This is a genomic window from Cupriavidus sp. FW305-46 (assembly GCF_058787075.1).
Genome location: NZ_JBYSZI010000027.1, coordinates 1 through 15085, shown reverse-complemented (window position 1 = coordinate 15085; position 15085 = coordinate 1). Strand labels below are relative to the sequence as shown.

General features: G+C 68.4%; 14 protein-coding genes and 1 pseudogene. 11 read left to right on the top strand and 4 right to left on the bottom strand.

The annotated features are described in order from the left end of the window. Positions 1–83: 83 nt before the first annotated feature. Together AC3WON_RS15045 and AC3WON_RS15040 are read left to right on the top strand one after the other, a co-directional pair. On the top strand, positions 84–692 hold the full coding sequence (locus AC3WON_RS15045) for a TetR/AcrR family transcriptional regulator (protein ID WP_492352134.1): 609 nt from the start codon (positions 84–86) through the stop codon (positions 690–692). Positions 693–826: 134 nt separating this feature from the next. Next, entirely contained in the window at positions 827–1552 is a 726-nt protein-coding gene (locus tag AC3WON_RS15040; protein ID WP_492352133.1) for an IclR family transcriptional regulator, read from the top strand. A 22-nt stretch (positions 1553–1574) separates the two neighbouring features. On the opposite strand, the gene AC3WON_RS15035 is transcribed toward AC3WON_RS15040, so the two are convergent. Beyond that, complete coding sequence (locus AC3WON_RS15035) at positions 1575–2477, bottom strand: HpcH/HpaI aldolase/citrate lyase family protein (protein ID WP_492352132.1); 903 nt, start codon at positions 2475–2477, stop codon at positions 1575–1577. Positions 2478–2727: 250 nt separating this feature from the next. Between AC3WON_RS15035 and AC3WON_RS15030 the strand changes: the two genes are divergently transcribed. The 7 genes from AC3WON_RS15030 to AC3WON_RS15000 all read left to right on the top strand — a co-directional run bounded on the left by AC3WON_RS15030 (position 2728) and on the right by AC3WON_RS15000 (position 9716). Next, entirely contained in the window at positions 2728–4098 is a 1371-nt protein-coding gene (locus AC3WON_RS15030; RefSeq protein WP_492352131.1) for an MmgE/PrpD family protein, read from the top strand. Continuing rightward, the gene (locus AC3WON_RS15025; RefSeq protein WP_492352130.1) at positions 4095–4631 is read left to right on the top strand and encodes a MaoC family dehydratase; all 537 of its coding nucleotides are present in this window, start codon (positions 4095–4097) and stop codon (positions 4629–4631) included. The genes AC3WON_RS15030 and AC3WON_RS15025 overlap by 4 nt, the downstream gene beginning before the upstream one ends. Before the next feature lie 26 nt (positions 4632–4657). Next, the gene (locus tag AC3WON_RS15020) at positions 4658–5872 is read left to right on the top strand and encodes an acyl-CoA dehydrogenase family protein (protein ID WP_492352129.1); all 1215 of its coding nucleotides are present in this window, start codon (positions 4658–4660) and stop codon (positions 5870–5872) included. After that, complete coding sequence (locus tag AC3WON_RS15015) at positions 5869–6357, top strand: MaoC family dehydratase (protein ID WP_492352128.1); 489 nt, start codon at positions 5869–5871, stop codon at positions 6355–6357. The genes AC3WON_RS15020 and AC3WON_RS15015 overlap by 4 nt, the downstream gene beginning before the upstream one ends. Positions 6358–6371: 14 nt before the next feature. Then, complete coding sequence (locus AC3WON_RS15010; RefSeq protein ID WP_492352127.1) at positions 6372–7619, top strand: CaiB/BaiF CoA transferase family protein; 1248 nt, start codon at positions 6372–6374, stop codon at positions 7617–7619. A 62-nt stretch (positions 7620–7681) separates the two neighbouring features. Then, positions 7682–8593 carry an HpcH/HpaI aldolase/citrate lyase family protein gene (locus AC3WON_RS15005; RefSeq protein WP_492352126.1) on the top strand — a complete coding sequence of 304 codons (912 nt, stop codon included), beginning with the start codon at positions 7682–7684 and terminating at the stop codon, positions 8591–8593. 85 nt (positions 8594–8678) lie between these two features. Further along, complete coding sequence (locus tag AC3WON_RS15000) at positions 8679–9716, top strand: Bug family tripartite tricarboxylate transporter substrate binding protein (protein ID WP_492352125.1); 1038 nt, start codon at positions 8679–8681, stop codon at positions 9714–9716. An 88-nt stretch (positions 9717–9804) separates the two neighbouring features. Here the strand turns inward: AC3WON_RS15000 and AC3WON_RS14995 are convergent. From AC3WON_RS14995 to AC3WON_RS14985, 3 genes and pseudogenes are all read right to left on the bottom strand, one after another. Next, positions 9805–10095, bottom strand: a pseudogene (locus AC3WON_RS14995) (carboxymuconolactone decarboxylase family protein); the annotation flags it as partial. A gap of 182 nt (positions 10096–10277) precedes the next feature. After that, positions 10278–11051 (bottom strand): helix-turn-helix domain-containing protein, encoded by a 774-nt coding sequence (locus tag AC3WON_RS14990; RefSeq protein ID WP_492317209.1) that lies wholly within the window; start codon positions 11049–11051, stop codon positions 10278–10280. Next, positions 11035–11958, bottom strand: a complete 924-nt coding sequence (locus AC3WON_RS14985; protein ID WP_492317210.1) for a DMT family transporter — start codon at positions 11956–11958, stop codon at positions 11035–11037. The genes AC3WON_RS14990 and AC3WON_RS14985 overlap by 17 nt, the downstream gene beginning before the upstream one ends. Before the next feature lie 198 nt (positions 11959–12156). Between AC3WON_RS14985 and AC3WON_RS14980 the strand changes: the two genes are divergently transcribed. Next, positions 12157–13746: a DUF1800 domain-containing protein gene (locus AC3WON_RS14980; protein WP_492317432.1), complete on the top strand. Its 1590-nt coding sequence runs from the start codon at positions 12157–12159 to the stop codon at positions 13744–13746. Positions 13747–13759: 13 nt separating this feature from the next. Further along, entirely contained in the window at positions 13760–15082 is a 1323-nt protein-coding gene (locus AC3WON_RS14975) for a DUF1501 domain-containing protein (RefSeq protein ID WP_492352124.1), read from the top strand. The last annotated feature ends 3 nt before the right edge of the window (positions 15083–15085 follow it).

Below are 15085 nucleotides of genomic sequence, written 5' to 3'. Positions count from 1 at the left end.
CCGTGCATCGGTCGGCGAGCCCGCGCCAGGCGCAGCCCCGGACCATGCGGGGCGGGCCGCGGGCGACAAAACGTTCACTACCTATGAAACAGCAAACCAGTCGCACCCAGGAGCAACGGCGTGAGGAGTCTGTCAGCCGTATGGTGCAGGCCGCTATCGAGCTGATTTCTGAAAAAGGCCTCGCCGGGCTGACGATGAATGAAGTCGGCACCAAGGCGGGCTATAGCCGCGGCCTGGCGCACAATCACTTCGGCTCCAAGGAAAAGCTGCTGGAGGAATGCCTGGAACAGCTCTCGCGTGAATTCAATGCCCAGCGCAAGAAGGATGGCAGCGATACCCGCGGCATTCACGGCATCTATTCGCTGGTGGACGCCTACACCCAGCGGCCGGAAAACGCGGTCAACAGTATCCGTGCGATGTTTTTCATCGTGCTTGACTCGTCCGTTGCCGACTCGCCGCTGCACGGCTTTGTCCACGACTACAACGAAAAGAACATGGCCTACGTCGAGTACAAGCTCAACGAGGCGAAAACCCTTGGGCAGATCCGGGCGGACGTGGACGCAAAATCCGCGGCCTTCATCCTGATGAGCCTGCTGCGCGGTATCTCCGTGCACCGCCTGAACCGGGCCTCCATGGACCCTGCAGCCGTGAAGGCGGAAATCCTGCGGATGATCGGGGAGTGGCTGGTGTAGAAGAACCATCGCCATGGCGATGTTGAGGGTGGGCTGAAAGGCAAGCACTTGGGAGACGCCGGCCGGTCCGAAGCATGGCAAAGACAGCGCCGGAGACGCGCGCGGGCCAGGGAGGGACTGCTATGGACAGCGGCATGGTCAAGTCGGCAAATCGGGTGTTCGATCTGCTGGAGTTGTTCGAGCGGGTGCGCCGGCCGCTGCGCGTCGGCGAGATCGCCGAGCGCCTCGGCATCCCGCAGTCCAGTGTCTCGATGCTGCTGCGGACCATGGTGGCGCGCGGCTACATGGAGTTCGACGCTCAGATGCGAACCTATTGCCCGTCGGTCCGCGTCGCGTTCCTGTGCGGGTGGACCACGAGAATGCACGGTACCGGCGCCTCGGTCCACGACGCCCTGCGCCGGCTTTCGAGCGAGACCGGCGAGACGGTGCTGCTGGGCCGCCAGAGCGGCAATATGCTGCAATACCTGTCCGTCATCGAATCCAGTCATGCTTTGCGCCTGTCGGTATCGTCGGGCACCATCCGGCCGATGCATCGCACCGCGATCGGCATCATGCTGATGAGCCGGATGGAAGACGAACAGATCGGGCGGCTGCTGCGCCGCTACAGCGCCGAGGTGGCCCCGGGCGAGCCGCCGGTACGCACCGACGAGATCATGCGCGAGGTGGAGCAGGCGCGCCGGCAAGGCTACTACGAGTCGGCCAGCCTGGCGTCGCCGGGGGCCGGTGTGATCGCCACGCTGGTGGCCACGCCGATACGCGGCCAGTGGCTCGGCATCGGCACCGGCGGCCCGGTAGCGCGTTTGCACGCACGCCGCAAGAAGTTGCTGGCCGCCGTGCTGGCGGTAGCGCAGGACTGCTGAACGCCGCCGCGGCGGCGCGAAATCAGCGGCCGGGCCGTTCCCTGCGCGCCCGGACGGCATCGAGCCGCGCCAGCAGGCGCCTGGCCTGCGCCAGGTGCAGGCGCTCGACCATGCGCCCCGCCAGATTGATCACACCCGCCGCGGCATGCTCGGGCCGCGCGAAGGCCGCGACGATCGCCTGCGCCTCGGCGATGGCGGCATCCGACGGCGTGAACGCCGCGTTGGCCGGATCCACCTGCGACGGATGGATCAGCGTCTTGCCGTCAAAGCCCATCCTGCACGACTGCAGCACTTCATTGTCGAAGCCGGCGCGATCGCCGAAGTCATTCCATACACCGTCGAGCACGTCCATGCCATAGCGCCTGGCGGCCAGCACCACCGACATCAGCCAGGGAAGCAGATACGCACGGTTGTCGCCCGGATACACGCCGGTCTCCTTGGCGAGATCGTTGGTGCCCACGACCAGGCAGTCGAGCTGCACCTGCCGGCGCTGGCCGGCTTGCAGGATGCCATCGAGGTGATGGATCGCGGACGCCTTTTCGATCATGGCCCACAGCTTGGGGGCAGGGCCATTGGCAATGGCGCCGATCGCCTCGGCAAAGCGTTCCAGGTCTGCACCGGTGTCGACTTTCGGCAGCAGGATCGCATCGGCCCCGCAGGCGGCGGCAGCGCGCAGGTCGGCATCGAATTCGGCGGTTCCCAGCGCATTGACCCGGATCACAGTCTCATGCGCCGCAAAGGGCTGCGTGGCAAAGGCGCTGGCAAGGTTGTCCCTGGCCTGGCCTTTCATGGCCGGCGCCACGGCGTCCTCCAGGTCGAACACGATGACGTCGCAGGGCAGGTTGCGGGCCTTCTCGATGGCGCGGGTATTGGTCGCGGGCACATACAGCACGGAGCGGCGGGGCGCGGTCTTGTTCATGGTCATGAGATATAGCGTCGCCGGTGGCGACGTGGACGTGAAGCGTTGAGGGCAGTGTGGCCATGGCGCGGCGCCGTGCGCCGCGAATGGCCGCGGACAAGAGTTTCGATCCCGCACGCACCGGCTTCCATCACATATGTGATCGATGCCCCGGCGTCGGCATCCATCACATATGTGATGCCGGGCCCGTCGGCGTTCGCCAATACTCGCTCCATCGACAACAACACGGCGCCGGCCAACGCGGCGATGCTTCCGAGTGGAACCTGACCATACCATCGACAAGACAGCGGACAGCACCGGCTTCACCCGGGCGCTGGCCGGCTGGATCAGCATGGTCGACGATGCCGAGCTCGGCGCGCCGGCTTTCGCCTGGGCACGGCACGCCATGCTCGACTGGATCGCCGTTACCCTCGCCGCCGCCCGCGAGCCGCTGGTCGAAATGCTCGTCGCCGAATATGCCGGCTCGCGCGATTTGCCGTGCGCGCTGGTGGGCAGCCCGTTGCGCGCCGATCCGGCGCAGGCCGCGCTGATCAATGGCGCTGCCGGCCACGCTCTCGACTTTGACGACGTCGCCTCGGCGATGCACGGCCATCCGACCGTGCCCGTGGCACCTGCCGCACTGGCGGTGGCGCAGGCCGCCGGCGCCAGCGGCAAGGACCTGCTGCGCGCGCTGATACTGGGGCATGAAGTCGAAAGCCGGGTCGGAGAAGTGGTTGGCGCCGAGCAGTATCGCCTCGGGCTGCACCCGACCGGCACCACCGGCACGCTGGGCGCCGCCGCTGCCTGTGCGCGGCTGGGTGGACTCGACCCGGAGGGCACGGCCCACGCGCTCGGGCTCGCCGCGACGCAGGCAGCCGGGCTCAAATGCATGTTCGGCACCATGGCCAAGCCGCTGCATGCAGGCAAGGCCGCCATGAATGGCGTGATGGCGGCCCGCCTGGCGGCGCGCGGGTTCACTGCCAACGCCAGCGGCATCGAGTGCGAGCAGGGCTTTGGCCGCACCCAGGCGCCCGCTGCGCCGGCGTTCCCGGCCACCTTCGAGCGCCGCGCAGGCATGGCGATCGAACGCACCCTGTTCAAGTTCCATGCGTCCTGCTACCTCACGCACTCCACCATTGAAGCCGTGCGCCAGGCTTGCCGTGAGCACCGTATCGACCTCGATGCGCTCGAGTCGATGACCATCTTCGTGTCGGGTGCGCATCGTGGCGTGTGCGATATCGCCAACCCGCAGACCGGCCTGGAGATCAAGTTCGCGATCCAGCATCTTGCGGCGCTGGCGATGGACGGTGCGCCCACTGCGTCGCTCGCCCTGTATTCGCCCGAGACCGCGCTCGCCCCACGCTATGTCAGGGCGCGGCAGCGGACCGCCCTGCAGGTGGTGCCCGGCCCGGACCGCAACGCCGCCACGGTCGAGATCCTGACGCGCGACGGCCGCACGCTGCGCGCGCAGGCCAATGTCGCGGTGCCGGCCGCGGACCTTGCCATGCAGTGGCGGCGCCTGGTCGACAAGGCGCAGGCCATCGTCGTGCCGCGCATCGGCGCGGCCAAGTTCGCGAAGCTGGTGTCGGTGGTCGACACGCTGGACCAGCTTCCTTCCGTCGAACCTTTGTTTGAGGCAATTCAATGACATCCACCCATCCCGCCATCGAGCGCGCTCCCGAGATCCCCGCCGATCCGGTCGTCGCCCGCCTGAAAGCAGAAGCCCGGCTGCGCGCCCGCGGCAACCGCTACGAGGATTTCGAGCCGGGCCGGCGCTTCGACCATCACTGGGGCCGTACCGTCACCGCGTCGGACAACACCATGTTCTCGGTGCTGACGCTGCACTACAACCCGCAATACACCAACGAGGCGGTGGCGCAGGCCAACGGCCACGCGGGCGTGCCGGTCAATCCGCTGCTGGTGTTCAACACCGTGTTCGGCCTGTCGGTGGAAGACCTGTCCGAGGGCGGCGGCCCCTTTCTCGGGGTCGACGAGCTGGCCTATCTGCGGCCGGTCTACCCCGGCGAGACGCTCTATGCCAGCTCCGTCGTGGTGTCGCGCAGGCCGGCCAGCAACCGCCCCGGCTACGGCATCGTCACGTGGCACACGCATGGCACCAATCAGCAGGGCGATGTAGTGATCGAGTTCAAGCGTACCAATCTGGTCAGGATGAGGGGATAAGCATGTCAGGAGACGGTCTGGGTTACATGACGGAAGCGCGTTGCATGATCCGCGATGCGGCGCGCGATTTCACGATGAAAGAGGTGCTGCCGGTTGCCAACGCGCTGGACGGCCCGGATGCGGAGATCCCGATGTCGCTGCGCGACAAGATGGCCGAGATGGGCTACTTCGGCATCACGATCCCGGAGGAGTACGGCGGCCTGGGCCTTGGCATTTTCGAGTATTGCCTGATCTGCGAGCAGCTGTCGCGCGGCTGGATGTCGGTGGCCTCGATCGTGGCCCGTGCGCAGGGCGGCTGGATCATGAAATCGATGCCCGAGGACATGCGGCGCGAATACTTGCCGCGCGTGGTTCGTGGCGACTTCCTCAATGCCAGCGCGCTGTCCGAGCCGGATACCGGTTCCGACCTGGCGTCGATCTCGTGCCGCGCCGTGCTGGATGGCGATGAGTGGGTGCTGACCGGCAACAAGTACTGGTGCACCTTTGCCGACGGCGCCGACTACCTGATCCTGTTCGCGCGCACCTCGGCGCCGCCATCGCCCGACAAGCGCTGGGAAGGCATTTCGTGCTTCATGATCGAGAAGCAGCGGGGCGGCTTCCCCGCTGGCATGACCGGCTCGCCGATCCCCAAGATCGGGTATTTCGGCTGGAAGACCTTCGAGCTGGCGCTCGACGGCGTGCGCGTGCCGAAGCGCAACCTGATGGGTCCGGAAGGCAAGGCCTTCCTGCTGATGGCCAAGGGCCTGGAGGGCGCCCGCGCGCATACCGCCGCACGGGCGATCGGCCTGGCGCAGGGCGCGCTGGAAGACGCGATCGCCTATTCACTGGAGCGGCGCCAGTTCGGCATGCCGATCGCCGAATACCAGGCGATCCGCTTCAAGATCGCGACCATGGCCACCGAGATCGAGGCCGCGCGTCAATTGCTCTACTTCGTCTGCAACGAGATCGACAGCGGGCGCCGCTGCGACAAGGAGGCGTCGATGGTGAAGTACTTCGCCTCGGAGATGGCCGAGCGCGTGACCTCGTCGGCGCTGCAGATCTTCGGCGGCGCGGGCTATACCAGGCTGTTCCCGGTGGAGCGCTACTGGCGCGACGCGCGCCTCACCAAGATTTTCGAAGGCACTTCCGAGATCCAGCAACGCATCATCGCCAACAGCCTGCTTGGCAAGTCCGAGGTCGAGGGCATGATCGCCAGCCGCGCGTTCGGCGGGCAGGTCCGACAGTCGAAGGAGGCGGCATGAAGCTCTGCGCACTCACCAGCCCCGACGGATACTTCGAGCACTTCGAAGCGGGCATGCTGATCCGCCATGCGCGCGGCAAGACCGTGACCGAGATGGACAACGTCATGCTGACCAACATGGTCATGAATACGGCCGAAGGGCACTTCAACGAAGACGCCATGCGGCGTGCCGCCGGCGGCATCTTCGCGCAGCGCGTGGTCTTTGGCGGGATCAACCTGTCGATGGTGCTCGGGCTTGCGGCGCAGGACACTGCCGAGCAATGCCTGCGCGAACTGACGCTGGACAAGATCCGCCTGTCGCATCCGGTCTTCCACGGCGATACGCTCTACGCCTTCACCGAGGTGCTGGGCAAGGAGGACGGCGACCGCGAGGATGCCGGCATCGTCCGCTTCCGGCACTACGGCGTGAACCAGGACGACAAGCTGTGCGTGCAAGCGGAGCGCACCGCGCTGATCAAGCGCGAGAGCCACTGGGGCGGGCGATGAGCGCAGAGGGGAGCATGGATGGCCATGCAGATGGCCGCCCCAAGGGCGCGCTCGACGGCATGGTGGTACTCGACCTGACCCAGATGCTGGCGGGCCCCTATTGCTCGATGATGCTCGCCGACCAGGGCGCGCGCGTGATCAAGATCGAGCCGCCCGGGGGCGACCAGACCCGACGCAACGGCCCGCACCTCGAGGGCGCGTTGCGGATGGAGTCCGGCGGGTTTGGCGGCTACTTCGGCTCGATCAACCGCAACAAGGAATCGCTGGTGCTGGACCTGAAGCAGTCCGCCGGGCGCGAGACCCTGTTGCGGCTCGTGCGCAGCGCCGACGTGCTGGTCGAGAACTACCGCGCCGGCGTGATGGAGCGCTTCGGGCTGGGCTATGAACGGCTCGCCGAGGAGAACCCCAGGCTGGTGTACGCGGCGCTGCGCGGCTTCGGCGACCCGCGCAGCGGCGAGAGCGCCTACGCGGGCTGGCCCGCCTACGATCCCGTCGCGCAGGCAATGGGCGGCATCATGGGGATCACCGGCCCGCAGCGCGGCGGCGCGCCGACCAAGATCGGCCCGGGCGTTGGCGACATCGTGCCGGCCATGTTCCTGGCCTACGGCATCGCAGCGGCGTGCTGGCACGCCCAGCGCACCGGCCGTGGCCAGTTCGTGGATGTGGCCATGGTCGATGCCGTGCTGGCGGTGTGCGAACGCATGGTGTTCCAGTACAGCGCCTCGGCGCAGGCGCCGGGACCCGAGGGCAACGGGCATCCGCTGCTCTGCCCGTTCGGGCTTTTTCCGGCCAGTGACGGCTTTATCAGCCTTGGGGTGCCGAACGACCGCTTCTGGCGGCTGCTGGTGGAGCGGATGGGCAATCCGCCATGGGCCGGCGATGCGCGCTTTGCCACCAACGAATCGCGCGTGCGGCACCGGGCCGAGGTGGAGCAGGCGGTCGCCGCCTGGACGGTGCGCCACACCAAGCGCGCGCTTGCCGAGATGCTGGGCGGCGAGGTGCCGTTCGGCCCGGTATTCGATGCCGCAGACATCTTCGACGATCCGCATTTCCGCATCCGCGGGATGCTGGTCGAAGCCGAGCAGCCAGGCGCAGCGCGCGGACTGACCATCGCCGGCAGTCCGGTGCGCATGAGCGCCACGCCCGGAGGCGTACGGCATCGGGCCCCCATGACCGGCGAGCACACCGACCGCACCCTGGCCGACCTCGGCTTCGATGCCGGCGAGATCGCCGCGCTGCGCGCGGACGGCGTGGTGCAGTAGGCGGTGGCGCCACGCCGTGACGACTACAGACAACACTAGTACAACAAGCAGGAGACAACATCATGCAGGAAAAAGCCAAGCGGCTGCGCCGCTGCCAGCTGTCCGTGCCGGGCTCGAGCGAGAAGATGATGGCCAAGGCCGCGGGCATGGGCGTGGACTTCATCTTCCTTGACCTGGAAGACGCGGTGGCACCCAGCGAAAAGCGCCCGGCACGGCGCAAGATCGTCGACGCCCTCAACGGGCTGGACTGGGGACGCACCACGCGCTGCGTGCGCATCAACGACCTGACCACCGAGTACGCGTACGAGGACATCATCGAAGTGGTGGAGGGTGCCGGCCGCAATCTCGATGTCATCATGCTGCCGAAGGCCATGTCGGCGGCGGATGTGCAGTTTGTCGACAAGCTGTTGTCGATGATGGAGAAGAAGCTTGGCCTGCGCCACCGCATCGGCATCGACGTGCTGATCGAAGAGGTGGAGGCAATGATGAACGTCGAGGCCATTGCCGCGTCGACGCCGCGGCTGGAATGCCTGATCTTCGGCATGGGCGACTACTCGGCCAGCCAGGGCGTATCCATGCGCGACATTGGCGGCAGCGGCGGCTATCCGGGCGACATCTGGCACTACCAGCGCCAGCGCCTGACGATTGCCGCGCGCGCGCACCGGCTCGACGCCGTCGATGGCCCGTTCGCCGACTTCCGCAGCCCCGACGCGTTCCGCGAGGAAGCGCGCCGCGCCATGATTCTAGGCATGGTCGGCAAGTGGGCCATCCATCCGTCGCAAGTCGAACTCGCGCAGGACGTCTTCTCGCCGACCGCCGCCGATGTGGCGCGTGCCCGCGACATGATCCGTGCCTATGACGAAGCCCTGTCGCAAGGACTGGGCGCCGTCCAGTACGAGGGCAAGATGATCGACATCGCCTCGGTCCGCATCGTCAGGAACCTGGTACAGCGGGCCGACCAGATCGGCATGTAGCGGCATGTAGCGGCATGCCGCGCCGGCCACCCGGGTGTCCGCGAGCCATCGCGGGCGCAGGCTTGAAGCATTCCGGAGAATACCCATGCGTTCTTCTTTTCGTCCGGGCAACGACTTGCCCGTGGATACCATCGACCTTCGCCGGCGTCGGGTGCTCGGCGCAGCGGCGGGAGCTGCTGCATTGCCCTGGCTGCTGCCACGCCATGCGCTTGCCAGCGACTGGCCCTCGCGCCCGATCCGGATCATCGCGGCGCAGGCGCCGGGCTCTTCCAACGACAGCACCGCGCGTGCATTCGCGGAGTTTTTCTCCACCAGGCTGAAGGTGCCGGTGGTGGTGGAAAACAAGCCCGGCGGCATCGGCATGATTGCCGCCGAGGCGGTGGCGCGCGCCAAGCCAGACGGGAGCACGCTGCTGTGCACCTTGCACAGCCAGCTGGCGCAGGCGCCAGTGTTGCTGAAAAAGCCGCCCATCGATCCGTCGCGCGACCTCACGCCGGTGGCGTCGATCAGTACCGGCGTCGGCGTGATGGTGGCGACCAAGGGGCTGCCGGCCAACACCTTCAAGGAATTGCTCGCCCTCGCGCACAAGCGGCCGGTCAGCGTCGGCAACTACGGCATCGGCTCGGGCTGGCAGCTGATGGTGGCCCAGCTGAAGAAGCTGACCGGAGCGCAGTTCGACATCATCAACTACAAGGGCACCGGTGCCATGATCGGCGACCTGCTGGCTGGCCATATCGATATCGGCGCCGGCTCGCTGCTCGGGATGTCCGGCGGGCTGGCTTCCGGCGGATTGAAGCCGTTGCTGCTGATCTCCGGGTTGCGGAGCGCGAAATTGCCCGGGATACCGACGTGGGCGGACGAGGGCATATCCGACCCGGTCTTTGCCAACCTGGCCGAATGCAATATGCTGCTGGGCCCCGCGGGGCTGCCAGCCGGCATCGTCAACAGCCTGGCCACGCTGGTGCGGCAGTCGGTCACGGAATCGGAGGCGGTCAGGAATGTGCGGGAGCAGCTTGGCAGCCAGGACACGCCATTGACCGGCGAAGCCCTGCAGCGCTTCATCGCGCGCACGTGGCCGACCTACCAGGCCATGACCAGGACGGTAGGGCTCAAAATGGAATGAGTAGGCTGCGAACCGCAGCGGAGTGGTGATGTCGTGCCTCAAAAAGGGAAACGCGCCTTAAGGCGCGCTTCTCAACTGCCTTGACCCCTCATCCGAGGGACGACAAGCACCAGTCTTTCGCGGCCAGTGCGGATTCGGGGGCGCGCCGGAAGCTGATGGCGAGCCGGTTATAGGCGTTCATCAGGCTGATAGCCATCGTGAGGTCAGCGAGCTCTTTCTCATTGAACGCCGCGGCCGCGACTTGGAATTCCGTCTCGGGCACGTGTGTGTCCGCCACCAGGGTGACCGACTCGGCCCATGCGAGTGCGGCCTTTTCACGGTGAGTGAACAACGGCCCCGCTTCACGCCAGGCTTGCACGAGCGCAAGCTTCTCGGGCGTATTGAAACTGTTGTGCCCATGCGGTAGCGAATGTCCTGCTCATTAGCATTTCCGACTCCGCGCAGACCCGCGCAGCTCCGTCGGCCATGATGCTCTGCGTCGCATCTCTGCCCCATACTTACTGTGCGCCGGCGGCATCAGCCGCGTCGGCGCGAAGCCGGCCCGCGCGCAACGAACGGGCGTCAGTCGGGATGGACGCGTGCGGCCGCGCGCCACGCCCCGGGCGGCTGCCCGAAACGCCGCGTGAAGCTGCGCGTGAAGGTGGTCTGGTCCGGGTAGCCTGACGCCAGCGCGACCTCGGCCAGCGGCAGCGCGGATTGCGTCAGCAGCTGCAGCGCGCGGTCCAGCCGCAGCCGGGTCTGGTAGCGGTGCGGGGTATCGCCGAAGGCCTCGGCAAACAGGGTCTGGAAGCGCCGCACGCTCCAGCCGAAATGCCCGGCGACTTCCGCCGCGCGCAGGGGCGCGGCCAGGTTGGCGCGCAGGTAGGCATCCACGGCCATCAGCGGGAATACCTGCTCGTCGCCGGGCATGCCGAGGCAGTCCGCCAGCGCCGCGGCCAGCGTGGCCGCCAGTTGCCAGTCGGTCTGCGGCCCGCGCGCTGCCGCGGCGGCGCGCCACGCCGACAGCGCGCGCACGCGGCTGCCGAAGGCGCCGTCCAGCGGGAACGTGCGCGGGCGCGCCATCAGCCGCGCGGGCAGCGCCACCGAGCGCGCCGGGAAGTCCGCCACTAGCTGCAGGTTGCCGTCCAAGCCCAGGAATTCATGATGGCTGCCGGCCGGCACGATCAGGCCGCTGCGGTCGTCCACGCGATAGACGTGGCCGTCGATCTCCAGCTCGGTGGCGCCGGCCAGGCCGAACAGCAATTGGTGGTAGCCGTGCTGGTGGCCGTCCGGCTGCGGGCGGTAGCGCCGGTGCTCGACCAGCGGCGAGGCGTGGGGTTCAGCGGGCTTCGGCATGCCGCAACCTGCCACGGGTCTGGCACAGCCAGACGCCCGCGCCGGCCACCGCCATGCCCAGCGCCTGCACCGCATCCAGCCGTTCGCCGAACAGCAGCCAGGCCTGCAGCGCGGCCAGCGGCGGCGCCAGGAACATCAGCGCCGCGGCATTGGCGGCCTGGCCGCGCCGCACCAGGCTGACCAGCAGCCAGGTGCCGGCGCCCGACAGGCCGATCGCCGCCCATGCCAGCCCGGCCCACAGCGCCACGCCGCCATGCCAGTGCAGCGGCGCGTCGGCGGCCTGGATCGCCACCATCGCGGCGGCTACCAGCATGGCGCCCAGGTTCTGCCAGGCGGAACTGGCGCGCAGGTCACAGGCGGCGATGACGGATTTCTGCAAGAGGGTTCCCATGGTGATGGAGACAATGGCCAGCACGCCCAGCAGCACGATCCAGGGCGACAGCGCCGGCGCGGCCGGGTGCATGCCGGCCGGCATCGCCGGGGCGACCACCAGCGCGACGCCGAGCGCACCCAGCGCCAGGCCCTGCCACGTCCGCCTGGAAGGTAGCTCCTTCAGCAGGGGAATGGCAACCAGCGCGGTCAGCAGCGGCTGCAGCGCGCCCAGCAGGGCCATGATCGCCGGCGGCAGGCCCCTGGCCACGGCGCCGTAGCCGGCGCACAGGTAGATGCCCTGCATCAGCGCGCCGGCCAGCAGGTGGCGCGGCGCCTCGCGCAGCGGCGGCCAGGCCGCGCGCGCGGCCAGCGACCAGGCCACGAACATCAGCGCCGCCACGGCAAAGCGGCCCAGCAGGAACAGGCTGGTATCGGCCAGCGGCACGATGGCCTTGCCGACGATAAAGCCGGTGGACCAGATCAGGACAAAGGCAACGGTGGGCAGCCAGGCGGCAGCGGACAGGGGGCGCGACATGCAAGCAGGCGTTTCCGCCGGGGGCGGGATCGGAGGGACAGAGCGCAAGGCTAGCCAGGCAGCGCGCCGCTGTCTTGGCAAATCCGGCAATCGGCATGCTGAAAGCATTGGTAACACTCCGGTGGCGCCTCCGGGTCAACCAATGTGCGCTTGCCACGTAACATAGTGATGTTGATCGAACAGGGCGAGGAGCAAGGCATGAATCCGGCGCAGCATTCGAGACAATCCGGCCCGGGCCGGCTCGCCGCCTGGCGGGCCGCCGCGGCACTGGCACTGGCAGCGTGCCTGGCCGCCTGCGCACAGGTGCCGGCCGAGGCTGGCGGCAGCACCGCCGCCACCGACCTGCGCTGGCTCAACACCGTCACCTACGGCGCTGACCAGGCCACCCTTGGCCACCTGCGCCGGCTGGGCCGCAAGGGCTTCCTCGACCGGCAACTGACGCTGCCGCTGGCCGATCCGCCCGAACTGGCGGCTGCCATCGCAGCCTTGCCCAACCTGCAGGCCGATGCCGCCGCGCAGATCCAGGCCGCACGCGACGCGCGCCAGCGCATCGACGCGTTGCCCGACGACGACCGCAAGCAGCAGGCCCGCCAGGCGCTGAACGCGCAGGGCCGCGAGATCGTGGCCGATGCCGCGCGGCGCCACCTGCTGCGCGCGCTGTATTCTCCGGCGCAGCTGCGCGAGCAGATGACGTGGTTCTGGATGAACCATTTCAACGTCTACTCGGGCAAGGGCCAGGTCCGGCTGCTGCTGGCCGACTACGAAGAGCGCGCCATCCGCCCGCACGCGCTGGGCCGCTTCCGCGACCTGCTGATGGCCAGCGTGACCGGGCCGGCCATGCTGGTCTACCTCGACAACGCCCAGAGCAGCGCCAACCGCATCAACGAGAACTACGCGCGCGAGCTGATGGAGCTGCATACCATGGGCGTATCGGGCGGCCCCAGCGGCTCCCGCTACACCCAGCAGGACGTGCAGGAGCTGGCGCGCGTGCTGACCGGCGTGGGCGTCAACCTGCGCGGCACGCCGCCGCCGCGGCTGCCGCCGGCGCGCGCGGGGCTGTACCGCAGCGAGGGCTTGTTCGAATTCAACCCCGCGCGCCATGACTTCGGTGCGAAGACGCTGCTGGGCCAGCGCATCGAGCCGGCCGGTTTCGACGAGGTGGCGCGCGCAGTGTCGATCCTGGCGCGCGAGCCGGCCACCGCGCGCTTTATCAGCGCCAAGCTGGCCGCCTATTTCATCGCCGACAACCCGCCGCCGGCGCTGGTCGAGCGCATGGCGCAGACCTTCACGCGCACCGATGGCGATATCGCCGCAGTGCTGCGCACCTTGTTCCTCGCGCCGGAACTGGACCGGCAACTGGCGGCGCCCACGCGCAAGTTCAAGGATCCGATGGTCTATGTGGTGTCGTCGATGCGGCTCGCCTATGAAGGCCGTCCCGTAACCAACCTGCGCCCCGTGATGAACTGGCTGAACCAGCTCGGCGAGCCGCTCTACGGCCACGTGGCGCCGGACGGCTACCCGTCGTCGGAAAGCGCGTGGGCCAGCTCGGGCCAGATGGTGCGGCGCTTCGAGATCGCGCGCGCGATCGGCTCGGGGCCGGCGGGATTGTTTGCCGGCGATGGCGCGAGGCCGAGCGGCGCGCGCTTCCCGATGATCGGCAACAAGCTGTACTTCGACACCATCGAAGCCACCCTTGGCCCCGCCACGCGCGCCGCGCTGGCGCAGGCGGAATCGCAGGCCGAATGGAATACCGTGCTGCTCGGTTCACCCGAGTGGATGCAGCGCTGACAGGGAGCAGACCATGCAACGCCGACAATGGCTGAAAACAATGGGCGGCGCCACGCTGGGGCTGGCGCTGCCCGCCATCGCCTCGCGTGTCTATGCGCTGCCGGCGCAGGCCGATGCGCGCTTCCTGCTGGTGTTCCTGCGCGGCGGCTATGACGCCGCCAGCGTGCTGGTGCCGGCGGGCAGCGACTTCTACTATGCCGCGCGGCCCAATATCGCCATCCGCCGCCCGCCCGCGGCCGGTACGGACGCTGACCCCAACGCGGCAGTGGCGCTGGCGCCGGCTTTTGCCGCCGACAGCGCCGCGCGCGGCATCGGCGACTGGGCGCTGCACCCGGCATTGGCCGCGACCATGCTGCCGTTGTGGCAGCGCGGCCAGTTGGCCTTCGTGCCGTTCGCCGGCACGCACGACCTGTCGCGCAGCCACTTCGAGACCCAGGACGGGATCGAGGCCGGTTTGCCCGGCGAAGGCGAGGACCGCAAGTCCGTGGCCTCGCTGCGCGGCAGCGGCTTCCTGAACCGCCTGGCGCAGGCCATGGGCGGGCAGGCCGCGCCCGTGGCCTTCACCGACGGCTTGCCGATGGTGCTGTCCGGTCCGCGCGACGTGCCCAATGTCTCGCTCAAGGGCAGCGGCCGCACCCCGTTCGATGCGCGCCAGGCGAAGCTGCTGGCGCAGATGTACCGTGGCACGCGTTTCGAATCGCTGATCGATGAAGGCTTCGAGCTGCGCGAAACGGTGGCGCGCCAGGCGCAGCCGCAGCCCGGCAGGTCAGGCAGTGACGCCGGCACCATGGCCGCGCGCATGCAGGAAATGCAGGCCGCCAACCGCCGCTCGCTCAGCGCGCGTGGTTTCGAGGTCGAGGCCCGGCGCATGGCGGGCTTGATGCGTGAGCGCTTCAACCTGGGCTTTATCGACGTGGGCGGCTGGGACACCCACGTCAACCAGGGCGGCGCGCAGGGGCAACTGGCCGGCCTGCTCGACAACCTCGGCCGCGGCCTGTCTGCTTTCGCTGCCGAGATGGGTCCTGTATGGGACAAGACCACCGTGGTGGTGCTGTCCGAGTTCGGCCGCACCTTCCGCGAGAACGGCACGCGCGGCACCGACCACGGCCACGGCACGGTTTACTGGGCCGCGGGCGGTGCGGTGCGCGGGGGCCGCATCGCCGGTGAGCAGGTGGCGGTAGAACAGGCCACGCTCAACCAGAACCGCGACTGGCCGGTGCGCAATGAGTACCGGGCGGTGCTGGGCGGGGTCTTCCGCAGGTTGTACGGGCTGGATGAGGTGCGGCTGGCGCAGGTGTTTCCGGGGGTGCGGGGGCGGGATATCGGCTTGGTGTAGCCC